The organism is Phaeobacter sp. HS011 (assembly GCF_018101215.1).
Lineage (GTDB): Bacteria > Pseudomonadota > Alphaproteobacteria > Rhodobacterales > Rhodobacteraceae > Phaeobacter > Phaeobacter inhibens.
The window spans coordinates 303,850-323,000 of record NZ_JAGEUF010000003.1; the positions used below are offsets into that span (position 1 = coordinate 303,850).

Below are 19,151 nucleotides of genomic sequence, written 5' to 3' on the forward strand. Positions count from 1 at the left end.
AAGCCTTCAGTCCAGGCCAGGTGTCGCGCGACCCGCCCCGTCATCTTTCCAGAAATACTCCGGGGGATGGGACCTGCGCCGCAGGCGCGGGTCACGAAAAAGGGGGCAGCGCCCCCTTTCCTTTGGCGCCATCAGACGACAGCGCGCTTATTCCTCTGCGATGGCCTCAAGCGGCAGCAGGGTGGTGGATTTGATCTCCTCCATCGACAGGAGTGCCGTGACATTATGCACCCGCACCTCGGAGATCAGCGCCTGATAGAAGTTGTCATAGGCACGGGCGTTTTTCACCCGCACCTTCAGGATATAGTCGATGTCCCCCGCCAGCCGGTGCGCCTCCTGCACCTCCGGGCGATCCTGCAGCGCCTTCAGGAACTTGGCCTGCCATTCTGCCTCATGGGCAGAGGTGCGGATCAGCACAAAGAAACACGCCTCAAATCCCAGCGCCTCGGCATCCAGCACCATGGTCTGGCGCCCAATGACACCCCCCTCGCGCAATTTGCGAATACGATTCCAAACCGGGGTCTTGGAACTGCCCACACGGCGGGCGATTTCATCCAGCGACTGGCCTGCATCGCGTTGCAGCTCCGCCAGAATTTTCCTGTCCGTGCCGTCGATCCGCACTGTCATTCCTGTTTTCTCCTTGTTTGGGGATCAACCCGCCTGCATCTGACACCAGCTGGAACAATCTTCCTTATTTGCCGCGCCATATAGCGGATAAGGGGGAATATTTCCTATATTCAGGGGTAAGTCAAACAAACCAGACGAGGCCCCAGATGACCGGTCCAGCCCCAACCACACCCCCTGCACCGCACCCGATGCGGGGTGACATCTGTGGTCCTGTCTCCTCAGCTCTGGTGGCTGGTGAGGTCGCCTTTGCAGGCTCCGGCCCCGGTGACCCTGATCTTCTGACCCTGAAGGTGGCGCGCGCGCTGTTGCAGGCGGATGTGATCCTGTTTGACCGTCTGGTCAGCGCCGAGATCATGGCGCTGGCAGGCCCGCAGGCCCAGCTGGAGGACGTCGGCAAGGAAGGGTTTGGCCCACAGGTCAGTCAGGAAGAAATCTGCGCCCGCATGGTGGCCCATGCCCGTATGGGCAAGAAGGTCCTGCGCTTGAAATCCGGCGACCCGACCGTCTATGGCCGTCTCGATGAAGAGCTCACCGCCTGCGAGGCTGCCGGCGTCGCCTATCAGATCCTGCCGGGTATTACTGCGGCCTCGGCTGCCGTGGCCTCCATCGGTCAAAGCCTGACACAGCGCGGGCGCAATGCTTCGGTGCGGTTTCTGACCGGCCACGACATGAAGGGCTTTGCTGATCACGACTGGGCCGCTCTCGCCCGTCCGGGTGAGGTTGCCGCCATCTACATGGGTAAGAAATCCGCGCGTTTCGTGCAGGGCCGCCTGATCATGCACGGTGCCGACCGCGCCACGCCGATGACTATTGTTGAAAACGCCTCGCGCGCCAATCAGCGGGTGATTGAAACCACGCTGGAGCGTCTGCCCACCGATCTTGCCGCCGCCGAACTGACCGGCCCGGCGCTGACATTCCTCGGCCTTGCCCCGCGCGCCAGCGCCCAGGCCCTGACAGATTTGAAAATGGAGCTTGCCTGATGCCCCGCCCCTTTACCCCGAAAATCATCACCGCCAACGACCTGCTTGAGGGCGACGTGATCTATTTCACCGACACCAATGGCTGGAGCCGCGAGCTGCAGGAGGCCGAGCTGATCGAGGATGAGGCCGAAGCCCAGCTGCGCCTGCTCGAAGCCGAAAAAGACGCGCTGCACGTGGTGGGCATCTACCTGACCGATGCCAAGGCGGGCGCCAACGGCCCCGAGCCCACCCATTTTCGCGAAGATTTCCGCCGCACCGGCCCATCCAACTATCGCCACGGCAAGCAGGAGGCCGCAGCAAATGTATAAGTACAACGATTTCGACACGGCGTTCCTCGCCGAACGCAACGCCCAGTTCCGCGCCCAGGTCGAGCGCCGCATTGACGGCTCTCTCACCGAGGATGAGTTCAAGCCGCTGCGCCTGATGAATGGTCTCTATCTGCAGCTGCACGCCTATATGCTGCGGGTGGCGATCCCCTATGGCACGCTGAACTCTGACCAGATGCGCACCCTCGCGCTGCTGGCGGAGAAGTGGGACAAGGGCTATGGCCATTTCACCACCCGTCAGAACATCCAGTACAACTGGCCCAAGCTGCGCGATGTACCCGATATGCTGGATGCGCTGGGTGAGGTTGGCCTGCACGCGATCCAGACCTCCGGCAATACTATCCGCAATGTCACGTCGGATCATTTTGCCGCCGCCGCCAAGGATGAGCTGACCGACCCCCGCCCCTATGCCGAGCTGATCCGCCAGTGGTCTACCGACCACCCGGAATTCCAGTTCCTCGGCCGCAAGTTCAAGATCGCCATCACCGGCAGCTCCAACGACCGCGCCGTCACCAAGGCCCATGACATCGGCCTGCGCATGGTCGAACGCGACGGTGTGGCCGGGTTTGAGGTGATCGTGGGTGGTGGCCTTGGCCGCACGCCGCTGATTGGCAAGGTGATCCGCGATTACCTGCCGCAGGCCGATCTGCTGCCCTATCTGGAATCCGTGCTGGCGGTCTACAACCTGCTGGGTCGGCGCGACAATAAATATAAGGCCCGTATCAAGATCACCGTGCTGGAAAACGGCATCGACACCATCCGCGAGATGGTGGAGGAGCGGTTCGAAGAGCGCCGCAAGGCCTTTGACGGCACCGATCAGCTGCTGCTGGAAGAGATTAAAGCTCATTTTACCCCGCCCAAACTTCGCGGTGGCAATGTGGAGACCTATCTGGCGGCCTATGATGCAGATCCGGTGTTCCGCTCCTGGGCTGATACCAATCTGGCCGCGCACCGCGATGACAACCACGCCATCGTCACCATCTCGATCAAGGCGCATGGCCAGACACCCGGTGATGCCACCGCCGCGCAGATGCGGGCAATGGCCGATCTGGCAGAACGGTTCGGCTATAACGAGCTGCGCATCAGCCATGAGCAGAACGTCATCCTGCCGCATGTCCATAAATCGGACCTGCCTGCCCTGCACGCCGCGTTGAAAGACCACGGGTTGGCCACTGCCAATGTCGGGCTGATCTCCGATATCATCGCCTGCCCCGGCATGGATTACTGCGCGCTGGCCACTGCCCGCTCAATCCCGGTGGCGCAGGAGATTGCCACCCGGTTTGAAGAGCTGAAGCTGGAACATGAGGTGGGTCATCTCCAGATCAAGATTTCGGGCTGCATCAACGCCTGTGGTCACCACCATGTCGGCCACATCGGTATTCTTGGCCTCGACCGCGCCGGGGTGGAGAACTACCAGATCACCCTTGGCGGCGACGCGACTGAGACCGCCGCCATTGGCACCCGCACCGGACCCGGTTTCGCCTATGACGAAATCGTGCCTGCGGTGGAACGTCTGATCACCGCCTATCTCTCTCTGCGCGACAGCGCCGAGGAAACCTTCCTCCAGACCTATCGTCGCGTCGGCATGGATCCGTTCAAGGCCGCGCTTTACCCCGAGGCCCAGAAAAAGGTTGCTTAGCACCATGGTCAATGCAGCGGCACTACCGACTGACACACGCCAAGGCCCGAGCAGTGCGCATCAGCTGGCACTGGCAACAAAGGTGGATGCGCTCAATGCGCGCTTCCGCCACCATTCTGCCACCGCGGTCATGGAAGGCGCGCTCAATGACGCGGGCCATATCGCGCTGGTCTCCAGCTTTGGCGCGGAATCGGTCGTGCTGCTGCATATGGCAGCCGTGATCGACCCGATGACGCCGGTGGTTTTTGTCGATACCGAATTGTTGTTCACCGAAACGCTGGTCTACCAGCAGGAGGTGAGCGAGCGGCTGGGCCTGCGCAATGTGCAGGTGATCCGTGCCGCTGATATCGCCGAAAAAGACCCCTATGGCGCACTGCGGTTCTCGGATACCGACGCCTGCTGCGCCCTGCGCAAGACCGCGCCGCTGCAACAGGCGCTGTCCGGCTTTGATGGCTGGATCACCGGGCGCAAGCGGTTTCAGGCCGGGTCGCGCGCGGCGCTGGACTTCTTCGAGGTGGAAGAGACCGCCACCGGCCCCACAGGTCGGCTGAAGATCAACCCGCTGGCCCATTGGGCGCCACAGGATGTGCGCGCCTATATGGATGAAAACAGATTGCCCCGTCACCCGCTGGTGGCCAAGGGTTACCCCTCAATCGGCTGCGCCCCCTGCACCTCGCCCGTCAAGGAAGGCGAAGATCCGCGGGCCGGACGCTGGCGCAACCAAGACAAGGAAGAATGCGGCATCCACGTGGTGGATGGCAAATTCATTCGCACAGGAGCCTGACAGATGAGCGTGATTGTGACCGATACGGGCTTTGGCCCCGACAGCTGGACGGCGGGCTTTGACAGCGAAACCGCCATTGAGATGCAGCCTGATGCCGATCCGGCGGCCCTGTCCAACCAACTGCCGGGGCTGGAGATGATCCGTATTCATTTCCCCAGCTTTGCCGATGGCCGGGGCTTTACCCTCGCCCGCCGTCTGCGGCTGGCGGGCTACACCGGGCGTCTGCGCGCCCATGGCCATGTGCTGGCCGATCAATATGCGATGGCGCGGCGCTCCGGGTTTGACGAGGTGGAGATCAGCGAGGACCTGGCCGCCCGTCAGCCGCAGGATCAATGGCTTGCCCGTGCCAATTGGCAGGCGCATGATTACCAGGCCCGCCTGCGCGGCACCGCCGCGCGCTAAGCCAGCCCTCTCCGCTTTCTAAGAATCCCCCCTTCAGATCCGGTTCCGTTGCGCCCTGCGCGGAGCCGGTTTCTGAAAACAGGGGTTTTCCTGACCTGTATCAAAGATTAATCAGAGGTGCCGGATATTCCTCCGGTAATGGATCCGATGAACGAGATGACACCCGTGACCGAAGCTGCAACCGACCCGAAACCGGCCAAGGCCGTGCCCGCCCTGCCCGACGCCCAGACCGTGACGGAGGTCAAGCACTGGACCGACCGGCTGTTCTCCTTCAAGGTGACGCGCCCTGCCTCCCTGCGGTTCCGCTCGGGCGAGTTTGTGATGATCGGTCTGATGAACGATCCCGATCCCAAGACCGGCAAGGTGAAACCCCTGCTGCGCGCTTATTCCATCGCCTCCCCCAGCTGGGATGAGGAAATGGAATTCTATTCGATCAAGGTGCAGGACGGCCCGCTGACCTCGCGCTTGCAGCACATCAAGGTGGGGGATGAAATCATCCTGCGCCCGAAGCCCGTTGGCACGCTGGTGCATGACGCACTGATCCCCGGCAAACGCATCTGGTTCTTTGCCACCGGCACCGGTTTTGCGCCCTTTGCGAGCCTGCTGCGGGAGCCGGAAACCTATGAGAAATTCGATGAGGTGATCATCACCCACACCTGCCGCGAGGCAGGCGAGCTGACCTATGGCCGCGAGTTGATCGAAAGCCTGAAGACCGATGAGCTGCTCAATGAGGTGATTGGCGAAGGCTTCTGGAAGAAGATCAAATATTACCCGACCACCACCCGCGAAGAGAGCGCCAAGATGGGCCGCATCACCGATCTGATGCGCTCCGGCGAGGCGTTTGCCGATCTTGGCGTGCCGCCGCTGAACCCGGAAAGCGACCGCGCGATGATCTGCGGCAATCTGGCGTTCAATCTGGAACTGAAAGACCTGTTTGAGAATACCTATGGTCTGGAAGAAGGCGCCAATTCCAAGCCCGCGCATTTCGTGGTCGAAAAGGCGTTTCTGGACTGATCCCAGAACCAATTTTGCCTGTCAGACAAATACCCGCGCCCCGCATCGTCGGCGGCGCGGGTTTTCTTTGCCTTGCGCAGCAGCCTCACCCTAGGCGTGAGCAATCATGTGGCCCCTCGCGCATCATTTGTTAAAAGTCATCAACTATGCAGTGTGCACCGTCCAGAATGGAGCCCCATGGATCATGATAACAGCCACACCACAGCACGCTGCCTTGGCAGCCCATCCCGCTGCCGCCCTGCAATCGTCGTCTCGTCCAGCCGCTGCCAACTTTGCAGATGCGGCTGCCCGCACAGAGCCGCAGCCAGATCCCGCAGCCATTGCCGCGATCAAGGCGCGCCATGACCCCAGCCACGTCAGCCCGACAGAGATCGACCGGATGTTTGATGATCTGGTCGGCGCCGGACATCCCATTGACGGCGACATGCTCATTTTCAGCACGATGGGTGAACGGTTTCGCAGTCATCTGGACACTCTTACCGGCACTGCGCCTGACTACAGCCAACCCATAGACCTGCGCCAGATTGCACAGGACCAAAGAACCTTGGCTCGCCAAGACAACAGCTCCGTTGCTGGCTGGGACAGTTTCCTGAACTTCCTCGACAGTTTCCCGGCACGCGGCGAGATGACTGCGGCAAACAGCCTTGCCTCCCGGATCGCGCAGACGACCCTATCCGATGGCGCACGCCCCGTTTCCTGACAAGGCAGTGAAGAGAGAGGGCCATCCCCAGTTTATTCTTTACTGGGGATGTGCCTTCACTCCGGCAGCTGTAATCTAGCCTGCCCGCAAACAGGGCCTCCCTTCGCCGCGGTCGCGTGATTGACCTGCTTCATGCGGTTCCAATCGCTCATCCTGCGGTTAGGCCATTGCACAGGAAGGTGCAAAGGCACATGATATTGCCATGGCAACGGAAATTGAGTTCTCTTTCAAAGCCTTGACGGGCACGGCACGACGGCACATCCGGGTCTTTCAGATACATCAGTTTCTTGACCGTTTTGCCATGGGTCTGACAGTGGCTGTGGTCGCGCTTGCGCTGGCTGATCGGGGCATGGATCTCTTGCAGATTTCACTGCTTTTTGGGATCTATTCGCTCACGACGATGGCACTGGAATTGCCATTCGGCGGTTTGGCCGACAACATCGGCCGCAAGCCGGTTTTTCTAGCTGCGGTCATCGCCAGTTTGATTTCGCTCATCCTGTTTCTGTCATCGAGTGATTTCACTGTCCTGGCTCTTTCGTTCGGCTTTATCGGGTTCGGACGTGCCTTGCGGTCAGGTACGCTTGATGCGTGGTTTGTCGAAACATTCAAAACCGCTGCCCCAAATGTGGATGTTCAACCCGCTCTCGCGAAGGCGCAGTGGGCCAATGCCATGGGCCTCGCCTTCGGTGCCGTTTTGGGAGGTTTGCTCCCCGACGTGTTTGGCACGACAGCGCTTAGGTATGGGATCAGCATCTATGATGTATCCTACGTGACAAGCTTCGCAGTGATGATAGCTGTGTTGATCTACACGATGTTTGCCATCGCCGAAGAACCCCGCCCTTTGAATGCCAGCGCGTTGAGACAAGGGTTCACCAACGTCCCATCGGTGATCACAGAGGCGGGTCTGCTTGCCCTGAAACATCCGACACTTTCCATGCTTCTGGCGGCACTGGCCTTGTTCCTGATGGCGACCAATCCGGTTGAGGTGATCTGGCCGACCTACGCAAAGCCCATGTTGGACGAGCGCTACGCCAATACTGCCATTGGCACCCTGACGGCAGGCTACTTCTTCGCAATCGCGTTTGGCGCGGCGCTGTCTTCCTACATCAGCCGGGTATTTAGGCGTCGCCATGCTGTCACGCTCGCGGTGCTGTTTTCCTGTCTTGCCGGTGTTCAGGTGGCCTTGGCGATGCAGGGCGATATCGCCGGGTTTATTGGCGTCTTCCTAGTGTATTCTGTCCTTCTTGGAGCGAGCGAGACGCCCGCAAGCAGCATCCTGCATCGCTGCGTGGCAGATCGTCAGCGGTCCACAATGCTGTCCCTGCGATCCCTCATACAGCAGCTGGGGGCCGCATTGGGGCTGGTGCTGGCAGGAGCCGTTGCCGATATCTATTCCACGCCCATCGCATGGAGTGTCGGCGCCCTGTTTCTGCTCATGGCGATGATGCTGAGTTTGGTGCTGGCCAAACGACTGACCCGGAGCCCGGCCAGCTGAGGTTTGTACAGCCTGCAGCCCCAAAGTTTTTCAATCGTACCAACCCACGCCGTTGCCTTCCCCCGGTGACTGGCGCGACGTCTGTCTTGCGCGGCAAAAACCGCCTCAGCGGCAGGCCGTAAATCGCCGATCCTGCGCTGCCTCGCCGTGATGCCTCGGCAGGCCTTGCCAAACACGCGCAATCCGCATAAACCGCAAATGTAATGTTACAACATAACATTCACTCGTTCAAAAACCGCTGGAGACGTAAATGCTACGGACAATCCTCAAACGCACCGACATCCTCGCACTTGCTGCGCTGGTTGCCCTTTCAACCCAGGCACCGGCCCAGACTGCGACCAGCTCGACCTCGACCCACAATCACAGCCATCAGGCCAAAGAGCCGGTTCTGGTGAACGAAGCAGAGATTCAGCCTCGTGACCTGTCTGACTGGGAGGCCGACTGGCAATCGGTCTATCCGTTTTTGCAGGACGGCACTTTGGATCCGGTGATGGAGCACAAAGCAGAGAGTGGCAAAAAGACCGCCGAAGACTATCGCGCGTATTATGACGCCGGCTACAAAACGGATGTCGAGCGCATTCTCATCGACGGCTCCAGCGTTACATTCTTTCGCGATGGCCAGCCCGTGCAAGGCCAGTACACCAATGACGGATATGAAATCCTGACCTACGCATCAGGCAATCAGGGTGTGCGCTTCATCTTTGAAAAGTCAGGGGGAGACGCTGCCGCGCCTCAGTTCATTCAGTTCAGCGACCATGAAATCGTGCCCACCAAAGTTGATCACTATCACCTTTATTGGGGCGATGACCGTGCGGAACTGCTGACAGAGGTGACCAACTGGCCGACCTATTTCCATGCTGAATTGACCGGTGCAGAGATCGCGGCCGGCATGATGGCCCATTAAGCGCCAGCGCTGTCGGTGCATAGGCCGTAATGGCCCCACATCTGGCAAGGTCCGCTCCCCCTTGCCATTTGAGGGCTGGTTGACCAGCTGTCGCAGCCCCCGCCGATGCCTGACAGATCTCCAGATAAGAAAGGCCCCCACCAATCTCTGGCGGGGGCCTTGCTGTTTAATAGCTGTCTAAGTCCGCTTATTGCGGCAGCGCGTCCTTGATGCGTTTCAGCGTCGCCTCCAGCAGCGCCGGGTTGTCGCGGGCCTGACCCAGGGTGGTGATCAGCAACGCCTTCTGCGTTGCCTCAATCGACGATTCCTCGATCATCGTGATCACCTTGTCATAGTTGAAGCCTTCGGGTGTCAGCAGCGCATCCTTGGCGGCCTCTGTGCCCTCTTCTGCGGCGGCAGTCGCATCAGCGGCAGCATCCGCCACACCCTCTGTCGCGGCCTCAGCGGTCTCGCTCACAGTTGCCGCTGCGTCATTGGCGGTCTCTGCAACCTCATTGACGGCACCTTCTGCCGCATCCCCTGCCGCAGCTGCGGTATCCGCAACCGCATCACCAGCGGTTTCAGCCGTCGCGGAGGCCTCCTCACTCAACGCCGCTGCGCCCTCGCTGGCTTCGTCAACCGCAGCCGCCGCGCTGTCCTGCAGCTGGTTGGCGCTGTCGGTGAGCCCCTCGGCAATTTCGTTCACGGTTTCCTCTGCCGTCTCGGTCACGGCGGCGGCAGCCTCATTCACCGCATCTGCCGCGGCATCAACGGAACTTTCGATCGCGCTTTCGGCTTCTTCAGCTGCGGTGGCGATATCACTTTCGACCTCTGCGGCAACCTCAGCAGCCTCCTCTGCGGGGGTCTCAGCTTCAGGCGTCACGATGACGGTCTCCGGCGCCTGCTCCGCGGTCTCCATGGAGGAGACATAGAAATATCCGCCCAATGCGACGGCTCCCACACCCAGGCCAATGACGATCGGTTTCATGATAGATCTCCTTCTCTCTCCAAATGCTGCGCACATGGGTGCAGCTTGCGGCATAGCACTTGGGCTTAGGGGACTGAAACTACAAGGGGAATAAACGTCAAAGCGTCGCATCGGCCAAACCCTGCCAGTCTGGCATAACCGGTCCGCCAAGATCAGCGCAGCGCAGAATTAACCCTTTGCTGACGCTCTCAGGTGCAAACAAACCTTGAAAACCGCGATATGCGCGGTCATACCCGCAATTGACTTGAATCGCAGGCCCGGGACCGTTATTTTCCGGGCACTTTTCCGAAGTGACAGAAGGATAGACGTCATAGCCCGCAGACCCCATAATGCGCCGCCGCAACGCGACACCGGCCCGCGCACCAACGAAAAAATCCGTGCTCCTGAAATTCGCCTGATTGGCGCCGAAGGGGAAAACGTTGGCGTGGTTCATCCCGCCAAGGCGATGCAGATGGCAGAAGAGGCCGGTCTCGATCTGGTCGAGATTTCGCCCAACGCCACCCCGCCCGTGTGCAAGATCATGGATTACGGCAAGTTCAAATATGAACAGCAGAAGCGGGAAAGCGAAGCACGCAAGAAGCAGAAGATCATCGAGGTCAAAGAGGTCAAGTTCCGTCCCAACACGGACACCCATGACTACGAAGTGAAAATGCGCAACGTGTACAAGTTTCTGGAAAACGGCGACAAGGTGAAGATCACCCTGCGTTTCCGTGGCCGCGAAATGGCCCACCAGAACCTGGGCCGTGAGCTGCTGCTGCGTGTTGCAGAGGATATCAAGGAACTGGGCAAAGTCGAAAACATGCCCAAGATGGAAGGCCGTCAGATGATCATGATGATCGGCCCACTGCCGCAGAAATAATCCCTGCTGCACCATCTGTTATGCAAAACCCCGCTCCCTCCGGTGCGGGGTTTTTCGTGTCTGCATCGACCGCAGGGGGATTTCCCCCGGAATTGCGCTTGATGCATTCAATACTCACGTTTTCTTTACGCTCCCCCCTTAGCTCCTGAAGGGAGTTCGGTCGCTTCCGACAAAAAACAACCGCAAATATGGAGCCTCCCTTGAAGCCTCTCAGCGACGTCCAAAACAGTGCCTTCATGGCCATCGCCCCCTGCCGCGCCGCATCTCTGGCGCTGGTGGTTCTGGCCAATGAAGACAGCCAACACGCCCCAGACACCATGAAGGAGCTGCTGGAACAGTCGGTACGCCGGATCAAATCTGCCTATGCGATGCTGACCGAAGGGCTTGATAAATTACTGGCCGAAAGTGAATACGAGTTGCCCGGCGATCTCGGCACACAGCGCAAGAAATCCATTGATGCGCTGGCCCCCTTTGCCGAAGTGCTGAGCACGCAATCTGATGGCCAGATCCTGGAGCGCGTGCGCGAGATGCCTTCGCTCACAGCTCAAGCACTCTATAAGGTGGAGCCAATTGTCTCGCAGTTCCTGATCGACATGACCAAAAACATGTTCGAGGCGCAGAAGTCCCGCGACAGCGCCCGCGACGAGGGGATGCGTGATGCGATTGAGAATGCTGAAACCGTGGGCCGTCATATTCAGCTGATTGCCTTCAATGCCTCAATCGAGGCGGCGCGCATTGGCGATCAGGGCAAAGGCTTTGCCGTGATCGCGTCGGAAATCCGCAATCTCTCTGGACGCACACAGACTCTGCTCGACACCATGTCAGGTTATCTGCGCGCCTGAACCAACCCCACATCAGAAAACAGCCCCGGCGCGGCGCCGGGGCTGTTTCTTGTTACAAAATGGCGCGACTATCCCGCAGCAGCCACCGCCCGTTTGGTGATCACCCCAACCAGATGCGCGCGGTAGGCTTTGGTGCCATGCAAATCGCCGATCATCCCGTCCGGATCCACACTCAGCCCATCAATGGCATCGGGTGAGAAATTCACCGATAGCGCCGCCTCCGCCGCGCTCCAGCGGAAAACCCCCTCCTCAGAGGCGCCGGTGACCGCCACGCGTACACCCTCTGCAAAGCGCGCGACAAACACCCCAACAAGGGCAAAGCGCGAGGCCGGCTGAACGAATTTCTCGTAATGCGCTGATTGTGGCACCGGCAGGCGGATATTGGTGATGATTTCCCCCTCCTCCAGCGCGGTGGTGAACAGCCCCTGAAAATAGTCATCCGCCGCAATCTCGCGGGTGTTGGTCACGATGGTGGCCCCGCTGGCCAACGCCGCTGCCGGGTAGCACGCCGATGGGTCGTTATTGGCAAGCGAGCCGCCAATGGTACCCCGGTTGCGCACCGCCGGATCGCCGATTTGTCCCGCCAGCGCAGACAGCGCCGGATAGCTGTCAGCGGTGGCCGCTTCGACCTCGCCGTGGGTGGTGGCCCCGCCAATGGCCAGCCCGTCGCCATCCGGGCAGACCCCCTTCATTTCTTCAATACCGCTGAGGCTCACCAAGGTGCTGGGCATCGCCAGACGCTGTTTCAGCGTCGGGATCAGCGTCTGCCCCCCACCAAGCGCCTGCGCGTCCTCTTCGCCCAATGCCTTCACCGCATCGGCGATGGTCGAGGGCTTCTCGAACTCGAATTCATACATGTCGTATCCTTTCCGAAAACCGGCTGACCGGCTGTCATCTTTCCGAAAATACTCCGGGGGTATGGGGGCAGCGCCCCCATGAACCCTTAGCCATTCATCGCCGCCCAGACCCGTGCCGGGCTCAGGGGCATATCGATATGGGTGACGGAACTGCCTGCCGATTGCAGCGCATCCACCACCGCATTGACCACCGCAGGCGGCGTGCCGATGGCACCAGCCTCACCGCAGCCCTTCACGCCCAATGGGTTATGGGTACACGGCGTTTGACAGGAATGATCCACCTTGTAGAACGGCAGATCATCCGCCCGTGGCATGGCGTAGTCCATGAAGGACGCCGACAGTAGCTGCCCGTCATCGTCATAGACGCAGCCCTCCAGCAATGCCTGACCGATGCCCTGACCAATGCCGCCATGGACCTGTCCGTCGACGATCATCGGATTGACGATATTGCCAAAATCATCAGCCGCGGCAAAGCGCTCGATGGTGACCTTGCCGGTGTCGGGATCCACCTCCACCTCGCAGGCATAGGCGCCCGAGGGATAGGTGAAGTTCGCCGGATCATAGAACGCCGTTTCCTCCAGCCCCGGCTCGATATCCTCCAGCGGGTAGTTATGCGGCACATAGGCGGCGAGGGTCACATCCCCCCAGGCCAGCGATTTATCGGTGCCTGCGACGGTGAACTGACCGTCCTTCAGCTCGATATCCGCATCCGAGGCCTCAAGGATATGGGCGGCGATTTTCTTGGCCTTGGCGATGATTTTCTCGGTGGCGCGTACCATGGCAGAGCCACCCACCGCCAGCGAGCGCGAGCCGTAGGTGCCCATGCCCATCGGCGCCTTATCGGTGTCGCCATGTTCGATCTCGACCATATCCTCCGGGATGCCGATCATATCGGCGATCACCTGCGGGAAGGACGTCTCATGCCCCTGCCCGTGGCTGTGACTACCAGTCATGACCACAATGCCGCCGGTGGCATTCACCCGCACTGTCGCACTTTCATACAGGCCCGCGCGGGCGCCCAGCTGCCCCACGAGGTTCGAGGGCGCGATGCCGCAGGCCTCAATATAGCAGTTGACCCCAAGGCCGCGCAGCTTGCCCTTGGCCTTGCTGGCAGCACGGCGCGCATCAAAGCCGCTGAGATCAGCGATCTCTTCCAGCTTGTCCATCGTCGCCACATAATCCCCGGTGTCATATTCCACCGCCACCGGCGTGGCATAGGGGAATTCGGTGATAAAGTTCTGACGCCGCAGCGCAATCGGATCAACACCCAGCTCGCGCGCGGCCTTATCAATCACGCGCTCCAGCTGATAGGTCGCCTCCGGTCGGCCAGCGCCACGATAGGCGTCAACGGCAACGGTATTGGTGAACACCGCCTTCACGTTCACGTAGATCAGCGGCGTCTTATAATTGCCAGCCATCAGCGTGCCATGCAGCCAGGTCGGAACCGAGGGCGCAAAGGTCGACAGATAAGCGCCCATATTTGCGTAGGTTTCGGTGCGCAGCGCGGTGAAGTTGTTGTCCGCGTCCAGCGCCAGCTCAATCTTGGTCACGTGATCACGGCCATGGGCATCAGACATAAACGCCTCGGACCGCGAGGAGGTCCATTTCACCGCCCGGTTCAGGGCCTTGGCGGCAAAGGTACAGAACGCCTCTTCCGCATAGTGGAAGATCTTGGAGCCAAAGCCCCCACCCACATCCGGGGCCACAACGCGCAGTTTATGCTCGGGAATACCCAGCACAAAGGCGCCCATCAGGAGACGGATCACATGCGGGTTTTGAGACGTGGTATAAAGCGTGCTGTCGCCGGTGGCGCGGTTGAAATCCCCCACCGCCACGCGAGGCTCCATCGGATTGGCAACCAGACGGTTGTTGACCAGCTCCAGCGTGGTGACATGGGCCGCATCCTTGATGGCCTTGTCCACGGCGTCGCGGTTCTCCTCAACAAATCCCCAGTCATAACAGAGGTTTGAAGTCAGATCGTCATGGACTTTGGTGGCACCGTCCTTGACCGCTTCTTTCATATTGATGACGGCGGGCAGATCCTCGATCTCGACCGCGATAGCTTCTGCCGCGTCGCGCGCCTGTTCCGGCGTCTCCGCCACCACGGCGGCGATGGGGTCGCCCACATGGCGCAACTTGCCCTGGGCCAGCACCGGATGGGCCGGTTCCTGCATCACCTCACCATGGCGGTCAGTCACCTGCCAACCGCAGGGCAGCCCGCCGACGCCTTCGAAATCAGCACCGGTGAAGATTCGCACTACACCGGGCATGGCGGCTGCATCTGTGGTGTCAACCGAGGTCAATCGACCATGGGCCACGTCCGAGCGCAGGAAATGCACATAGGCCTGGCCACGCATATTGATGTCATCTGTGTAATTGCCGGTTCCGGTCAGGAACCTCACGTCTTCGCGCCGTTTTGGGCTGGCGCCGATGCCGCTATCCTTTGGCATTGTCCAAATCTCCTCCCTGGACGGTCTGCGCGGGGCAGACCTCTTGGTCATGCTTTGGTTCTGTCTGTCGCCGGATGCCCCTTGCGGGATCTATCCGATGCCCGGCCGCATCTTGTGGCGGCCTGTTGCGAAATCTGCTGGGTTGCTGCGGTCAGATGCCTCTTTGCATCGCACGCATCCTATCGCGCGTTATTCCGCAGCCAGGACAGACACATCCTGACCCGAGGCCGCCATGATCGCCTTGACGATATTGTGGTAGCCCGTGCAGCGGCACAGGTTGCCCTCAAGGTATTCGCGGATTTCCTGCTCGCTGGGTTTGGGGTTGTCTTTCAGCAGCGCGGCTGCCGACATCACCATGCCCGGCGTGCAAAACCCGCATTGCAACCCGTGGTGGTCCTGAAATGCCTGCTGAATAGTGTTCAACGTGCCGTCCAGGGCGGCTTGCCCTTCAATGGTGGCGACATCTGCGCCGTCGGCCTCTGCCGCCAGCATGGTGCAGGCTTTTACCGCCTTGCCATCCACATGGACGACGCAGGCGCCACATTGGCTGGTGTCGCAACCGACATGGGTGCCGGTCAGCCCCAGTTCCTCTCGCAGGAAACCGGACAGCAGCGTGCGCCCCTCGACCTCTCCGCTGGCAGTCCGACCATTTACGGTCATTGTGACTTTCACCATCAACTCCTCCCTTGGCTCGCATAAACTCGCTGAACGAAGTTAAGCACGGGGAGGTTGCTGGCGCGAAGCATTAATCGCAGCGCCACGACTAAAGTCGCAGGGAACCGCCAAGACCCGCTCAGACGTCGCTGCGGCGCGGGCGGGGGCGTGTGGGGATTTCTTTCAGCAGGCCGCCAACGCCCATGGCGGCGATATCGGCGCTGCTCACATCAATCCCGCAGACCAGCCGTTCCAGCACCCAATCGGCGCCATTCAAGGCGGGCGAGCGCGCACAGCCCGGCAGGCCCAGCACCGGACGCCCGGCCAGATGACCGAGGAACAACAGATTGCCCGGATCCACCGGCATGCCAAAGCGCGTGACCTCTCCGCCCGCGGCACGTACGGCAGCGGGTGCCACATCCAGCGGGTCCGAGGTGGCAGACCCGGTGAGGATCAGGATCAGATCGCTGTCAGTGCCAACCGTTTGCAGGGCCGTCGCCAGCTCCCCCTCGCGGTGCGGCACGACCTGCCGGGGGGCCATCGACATGCCAAACCGGTCGAGCCGTCCGATCATCGCGGCGCGCCCCTTGTCCGGCGGGGTCTCCGTGCTGGTGCGGGTTTCGATCAAGGTGGCGCGGCGCAGCTGTGGCGGGATCAGGCGGATCGCCCCGGCCACATCGCGGGTGGCGGCTGCAAGCGCGCTGTCCTCCACCGCGTAGGAGATGATCTTGGCCGTTGCCACCATGCCCCCCGCATCTGCGCGGTGATAATCGGGCACAGTGGCCAATGTGATCATCGGATCGACCGCGTTCAGCGCATTGATCCGTTCAGCATCGACCCGGATCAGACCGGGACCAAGCGCATAAAGGTTAACCCGCCCTGCCCCTGCACCGGAAATCCGCAGGCCAAGCGCCTCCGGGTCGGGCAGCAAGGCCTCGGCGAGCATCTCTGCGGCGCGGTCCTCGTGGATATCACCCGGTTCCAGCTGCGCCACGGTCAGTTGTCGATGGCCAGCGGCGGCAAGATCGGCCAGATCCTGCGCCGCCAGTCTGGTGCCCTTGGCGATACGATGCTCCGCGCCCTGCAGGGAATGCGCCAGATAACAGCCTGACGCCTCATTCAGGGGCAGCGCGCCGAAGATCATAGGCTGCGCCCGCGCAGGGTGGCCGTCATCTCGGCAACAATGGACACAGCGATTTCAGCTGGTCCAGCGGCACCGATATCCAGGCCGATGGGGCCGTTGATGCGATCAATGGCGGCTGCGTCAAATCCGGCCTCCTGCATCCGCGCGACCCGTTTGGCATGAGTGCGGGTTGATCCCAGCGCACCGATGTAAAAACACTCAGAGCGCAGGGCGACCTCCAGCGCGGGGTCGTCAATCTTCGGATCATGGGTGAGCAGCACAACGGCGGTACGTGCATCGGGCGCAAGCTGCGCCATCGCCTCATCCGGCCAATCCTCCGTCAGTGTCTCTCCCGGGAAGCGGTCGGCGGAGGCAAAGGCGGCACGCGGGTCAATGATGACGGGATCATAACCTGCAATGCGCGCCATCGGCACCAGCGCCTGTGCAATATGCACCGCCCCCACCACGATCAGCCGCAGGGGCGGGTTATGGACCGCCACAAAGGTCTTACCATCCGCCTCGACCCCTGATTGGTCCATGCGCTTGCGATCTGTGTAGCCTTCGGCGTCCAGATGCCCCGCGCCACTGTCGAGATCGACAACATAGGACACCGCGCGGCGTTCGGCGCGGGCGGTGACCAGATCAGCCAGCGTGTCCTCGGCCAGCGTGCCGCCGATGGGTTCAACCAGAATGCGGATGGTGCCGCCACAGGCAAGCCCCACGGCAAAGGCATCCTCATCGCTGACGCCAAATTCAAGGATCTGATGACGGCCTGAGGCAATCGCCTCCTGCGCCGCAAGGATTACCGCGCCTTCGACACAGCCGCCTGAGACGGAGCCCTCGATGCGACCATCACTGGCGACCACCAGTTGGGAACCGGTGCGGCGCGGGGCGGATCCCCAAGTCTCTACCACCGTGGCCAATGCCGCGCCCCGGCCACTTTTCTGGCCGCTTTTCTGGCCGGTCTCCTTCCCCGCCCGGTGCCAGTCGAGCGCCGTTTCAGGAATATTATCAAAGCGCTGCAAACCGGGCGTAGACATAAGGCACCTCTGGGTTGGGCGATAGCCGCAGGATGATCCATAGAGGGCCGAGGCCCACCGCAGACCAGACGGGTGAAACCGACGGCAGACGGAACGGGCCGCGACCTGATGGGGCAAGTCTAGCGCCGGAGCGCAGCAAGCGGGATCAAAAACGCAAGTGCCCCCCTGCGACTTTGGTCGCAGGACGGCGCGGTATGTGTCAGATCACTTCAGTTTGGACAGTTTATCCTGCAACTCGGCCAGCTGGCGTTTGATATCGTCCAGCCCGTCGCCGTCCTCAGCAGTCTCCGCGTCACCGGATGATTTCCCCCCCGCAGGCCAACCGCCGGAGAATCCACCGGCCATCGCCTTCAGAAAGGCCTCCTGCTGGGCCTTGATCGCCTCGAACCCCGGCATCTGCGCCATTGGGTTCATCGCGTTCATATTCTCAACCATCTTGCTCTGGTTTTCGCGCAGCATCTCAAACGAGCTTTGCAGGAACTGCGGCATCACCCCGCCGCCCGGCACCATATAGCTGCGCACAAGGTCGTTGAGCACATTCACCGGCAGAATGTTTTCGCCCCGGCTTTCGTGTTCGGCGATGATCTGCAGGAGATACTGGCGGGTCAGGTCGTCACCGGTTTTGAGATCAACAATCTGAACCTCGCGCCCCTCCCTGATGAAGCCGGCGATATCCTCCAGCGTGACGTAGTCGCTGGTCTCGGTATTATACAGCCGCCGGCTGGCATATCGTTTGATCAACAAGGGTTTATCCTGATCCGACATGTCACTTCTCCCCAGACATGATGCGTTGCAGCAAAGCCTATGCGAGCGCAGAACAAAAGGGAAGCGTTACGCCATGCGGCGCAATAATTGATCGTCGGATCCAATAACCAGCCTGACTCGTTCCCCCGCAGGTCTGCCCGCCCCGGCGCAAGCCCAGACTGGACGACCGAAATGGGCAAACGAAAAAGGGCAGGTCCGATGACCTGCCCCCTTCGGTGCAAAGAGATTTCATTGGGAGGAGTATAAAACCCCTTTGCAAATGCGCGCGGCGCTTACTTAGCGGCGGCTTTTTTCGCAGCGGAGGTCACGTCGTTGGTGGCCTTCTTCACAGCAGCGGATGCCTCTTCGGACATGTCCTTGCCAGCCGACATCAGCAGCTCAACGGTGTCCATCTGAACCTTTTTCGCAACTTCAGCGAAGGCGGCCATGTTCTCGGCGGCCACTTCAGCGGAGGCGGAAGCGAAATCGGTTGCCGCTTTGGCGTAGTCTGCGGGTTCAGCCTGTGCCTTGGAGACGTCGCTCAGCTTGGTCAGGGTTTCTTTGGCCCAGCTGTTGGAAATCTCAGCGGACTTCTCAGCAGCCTGCAGGGCAACGCTGGACAGTTTTTCGTTCAGGGCTGCGGTGGTTTTGAACGCATCTTCCATCGCGGTTGTGTCAACCGGAAACGCACCCATCATGTCTTTCATCATCGCGGTAAAATCTTGGGTCTTAGCCATTGTACTG

At 60.7% G+C, this 19,151-nt stretch carries 20 protein-coding genes; 11 read left to right on the forward strand and 9 right to left on the reverse strand.

Features of this window, described 5'->3' with window-relative positions; genetic code table 11:
* Positions 1–147: 147 nt before the first annotated feature.
* Positions 148–627, reverse strand: coding sequence for an Lrp/AsnC family transcriptional regulator (locus J4721_RS07420; RefSeq protein WP_014875065.1), 480 nt, complete (start codon positions 625–627; stop codon positions 148–150).
* Positions 628–773: 146 nt separating this feature from the next.
* On the opposite strand from J4721_RS07420, the gene cobA reads away from it, so the two are divergent.
* From cobA to J4721_RS07465, 9 genes are all read left to right on the forward strand, one after another.
* Positions 774–1,607 carry a uroporphyrinogen-III C-methyltransferase gene (gene cobA / locus J4721_RS07425; RefSeq protein WP_102858784.1) on the forward strand — a complete coding sequence of 278 codons (834 nt, stop codon included), beginning with the start codon at positions 774–776 and terminating at the stop codon, positions 1,605–1,607.
* Entirely contained in the window at positions 1,607–1,915 is a 309-nt protein-coding gene (locus tag J4721_RS07430; protein WP_014875067.1) for a DUF2849 domain-containing protein, read from the forward strand. Before cobA ends, J4721_RS07430 begins: the two co-directional genes overlap by 1 nt.
* Positions 1,908–3,572, forward strand: coding sequence for a nitrite/sulfite reductase (locus J4721_RS07435; RefSeq protein ID WP_014875068.1), 1,665 nt, complete (start codon positions 1,908–1,910; stop codon positions 3,570–3,572). The genes J4721_RS07430 and J4721_RS07435 overlap by 8 nt, the downstream gene beginning before the upstream one ends.
* Before the next feature lie 4 nt (positions 3,573–3,576).
* Complete coding sequence (locus J4721_RS07440) at positions 3,577–4,356, forward strand: phosphoadenylyl-sulfate reductase (RefSeq protein WP_102854883.1); 780 nt, start codon at positions 3,577–3,579, stop codon at positions 4,354–4,356.
* Positions 4,357–4,359: 3 nt separating this feature from the next.
* The gene (locus J4721_RS07445; protein WP_211002379.1) at positions 4,360–4,758 is read left to right on the forward strand and encodes a DUF934 domain-containing protein; all 399 of its coding nucleotides are present in this window, start codon (positions 4,360–4,362) and stop codon (positions 4,756–4,758) included.
* Positions 4,759–4,896: 138 nt separating this feature from the next.
* Complete coding sequence (locus J4721_RS07450; RefSeq protein ID WP_247656736.1) at positions 4,897–5,772, forward strand: ferredoxin--NADP reductase; 876 nt, start codon at positions 4,897–4,899, stop codon at positions 5,770–5,772.
* A 184-nt stretch (positions 5,773–5,956) separates the two neighbouring features.
* Positions 5,957–6,472 carry a hypothetical protein gene (locus J4721_RS07455; protein ID WP_014875072.1) on the forward strand — a complete coding sequence of 172 codons (516 nt, stop codon included), beginning with the start codon at positions 5,957–5,959 and terminating at the stop codon, positions 6,470–6,472.
* Between the two features lie 202 nt (positions 6,473–6,674).
* The gene (locus J4721_RS07460) at positions 6,675–7,967 is read left to right on the forward strand and encodes an MFS transporter (protein WP_211002378.1); all 1,293 of its coding nucleotides are present in this window, start codon (positions 6,675–6,677) and stop codon (positions 7,965–7,967) included.
* A 250-nt stretch (positions 7,968–8,217) separates the two neighbouring features.
* Positions 8,218–8,871, forward strand: coding sequence for a metal-binding protein ZinT (locus tag J4721_RS07465; RefSeq protein WP_102854885.1), 654 nt, complete (start codon positions 8,218–8,220; stop codon positions 8,869–8,871).
* Between the two features lie 187 nt (positions 8,872–9,058).
* Here J4721_RS07465 and J4721_RS07470 read toward each other — a convergent pair whose 3' ends face one another.
* Positions 9,059–9,838, reverse strand: a complete 780-nt coding sequence (locus tag J4721_RS07470) for a hypothetical protein (RefSeq protein ID WP_247655938.1) — start codon at positions 9,836–9,838, stop codon at positions 9,059–9,061.
* A gap of 310 nt (positions 9,839–10,148) precedes the next feature.
* On the opposite strand from J4721_RS07470, the gene infC reads away from it, so the two are divergent.
* Together infC and J4721_RS19870 are read left to right on the forward strand one after the other, a co-directional pair.
* Complete coding sequence (gene infC, locus J4721_RS07475; protein WP_027247008.1) at positions 10,149–10,697, forward strand: translation initiation factor IF-3; 549 nt, start codon at positions 10,149–10,151, stop codon at positions 10,695–10,697.
* Positions 10,698–10,897: 200 nt separating this feature from the next.
* Positions 10,898–11,539, forward strand: a complete 642-nt coding sequence (locus J4721_RS19870) for a methyl-accepting chemotaxis protein (RefSeq protein ID WP_027247007.1) — start codon at positions 10,898–10,900, stop codon at positions 11,537–11,539.
* Between the two features lie 68 nt (positions 11,540–11,607).
* On the opposite strand, the gene J4721_RS07485 is transcribed toward J4721_RS19870, so the two are convergent.
* The 7 genes from J4721_RS07485 to J4721_RS07515 all read right to left on the reverse strand — a co-directional run bounded on the left by J4721_RS07485 (position 11,608) and on the right by J4721_RS07515 (position 19,144).
* Complete coding sequence (locus J4721_RS07485; protein WP_211002376.1) at positions 11,608–12,396, reverse strand: xanthine dehydrogenase family protein subunit M; 789 nt, start codon at positions 12,394–12,396, stop codon at positions 11,608–11,610.
* A gap of 86 nt (positions 12,397–12,482) precedes the next feature.
* A complete protein-coding gene (locus tag J4721_RS07490; RefSeq protein ID WP_211002375.1) occupies positions 12,483–14,846 on the reverse strand; it encodes a xanthine dehydrogenase family protein molybdopterin-binding subunit in 2,364 nt (787 codons plus the stop codon).
* Positions 14,847–15,035: 189 nt separating this feature from the next.
* Positions 15,036–15,521, reverse strand: coding sequence for a (2Fe-2S)-binding protein (locus J4721_RS07495; RefSeq protein ID WP_102849330.1), 486 nt, complete (start codon positions 15,519–15,521; stop codon positions 15,036–15,038).
* Between the two features lie 118 nt (positions 15,522–15,639).
* Complete coding sequence (locus J4721_RS07500) at positions 15,640–16,644, reverse strand: molybdopterin-binding protein (protein ID WP_211002374.1); 1,005 nt, start codon at positions 16,642–16,644, stop codon at positions 15,640–15,642.
* Positions 16,641–17,663: an XdhC family protein gene (locus tag J4721_RS07505; protein ID WP_211002373.1), complete on the reverse strand. Its 1,023-nt coding sequence runs from the start codon at positions 17,661–17,663 to the stop codon at positions 16,641–16,643. The genes J4721_RS07500 and J4721_RS07505 overlap by 4 nt, the downstream gene beginning before the upstream one ends.
* A 204-nt stretch (positions 17,664–17,867) precedes the next feature.
* On the reverse strand, positions 17,868–18,428 hold the full coding sequence (gene phaR, locus J4721_RS07510) for a polyhydroxyalkanoate synthesis repressor PhaR (RefSeq protein ID WP_014875083.1): 561 nt from the start codon (positions 18,426–18,428) through the stop codon (positions 17,868–17,870).
* Positions 18,429–18,700: 272 nt separating this feature from the next.
* Complete coding sequence (locus J4721_RS07515) at positions 18,701–19,144, reverse strand: hypothetical protein (protein WP_014875084.1); 444 nt, start codon at positions 19,142–19,144, stop codon at positions 18,701–18,703.
* Positions 19,145–19,151: the final 7 nt, after the last annotated feature.

What these genes read in the sequence shown, in the direction of transcription:
- J4721_RS07420 (WP_014875065.1), bottom strand. Translation starts at nt 627, where the DNA reads ATGACAGTGCGGATCGACGGCACGGACAGGAAAATTCTGGCGGAGCTG.
- cobA (WP_102858784.1), top strand. Translation starts at nt 774, where the DNA reads ATGACCGGTCCAGCCCCAACCACACCCCCTGCACCGCACCCGATGCGG.
- J4721_RS07430 (WP_014875067.1), top strand. Translation starts at nt 1,607, where the DNA reads ATGCCCCGCCCCTTTACCCCGAAAATCATCACCGCCAACGACCTGCTT.
- J4721_RS07435 (WP_014875068.1), top strand. Translation starts at nt 1,908, where the DNA reads ATGTATAAGTACAACGATTTCGACACGGCGTTCCTCGCCGAACGCAAC.
- J4721_RS07440 (WP_102854883.1), top strand. Translation starts at nt 3,577, where the DNA reads ATGGTCAATGCAGCGGCACTACCGACTGACACACGCCAAGGCCCGAGC.
- J4721_RS07445 (WP_211002379.1), top strand. Translation starts at nt 4,360, where the DNA reads ATGAGCGTGATTGTGACCGATACGGGCTTTGGCCCCGACAGCTGGACG.
- J4721_RS07450 (WP_247656736.1), top strand. Translation starts at nt 4,897, where the DNA reads ATGGATCCGATGAACGAGATGACACCCGTGACCGAAGCTGCAACCGAC.
- J4721_RS07455 (WP_014875072.1), top strand. Translation starts at nt 5,957, where the DNA reads ATGATAACAGCCACACCACAGCACGCTGCCTTGGCAGCCCATCCCGCT.
- J4721_RS07460 (WP_211002378.1), top strand. Translation starts at nt 6,675, where the DNA reads ATGGCAACGGAAATTGAGTTCTCTTTCAAAGCCTTGACGGGCACGGCA.
- J4721_RS07465 (WP_102854885.1), top strand. Translation starts at nt 8,218, where the DNA reads ATGCTACGGACAATCCTCAAACGCACCGACATCCTCGCACTTGCTGCG.
- J4721_RS07470 (WP_247655938.1), bottom strand. Translation starts at nt 9,838, where the DNA reads ATGAAACCGATCGTCATTGGCCTGGGTGTGGGAGCCGTCGCATTGGGC.
- J4721_RS07485 (WP_211002376.1), bottom strand. Translation starts at nt 12,396, where the DNA reads ATGTATGAATTCGAGTTCGAGAAGCCCTCGACCATCGCCGATGCGGTG.
- J4721_RS07490 (WP_211002375.1), bottom strand. Translation starts at nt 14,846, where the DNA reads ATGCCAAAGGATAGCGGCATCGGCGCCAGCCCAAAACGGCGCGAAGAC.
- J4721_RS07495 (WP_102849330.1), bottom strand. Translation starts at nt 15,521, where the DNA reads ATGGTGAAAGTCACAATGACCGTAAATGGTCGGACTGCCAGCGGAGAG.
- J4721_RS07500 (WP_211002374.1), bottom strand. Translation starts at nt 16,644, where the DNA reads ATGATCTTCGGCGCGCTGCCCCTGAATGAGGCGTCAGGCTGTTATCTG.
- J4721_RS07505 (WP_211002373.1), bottom strand. Translation starts at nt 17,663, where the DNA reads ATGTCTACGCCCGGTTTGCAGCGCTTTGATAATATTCCTGAAACGGCG.
- phaR (WP_014875083.1), bottom strand. Translation starts at nt 18,428, where the DNA reads ATGTCGGATCAGGATAAACCCTTGTTGATCAAACGATATGCCAGCCGG.
- J4721_RS07515 (WP_014875084.1), bottom strand. Translation starts at nt 19,144, where the DNA reads ATGGCTAAGACCCAAGATTTTACCGCGATGATGAAAGACATGATGGGT.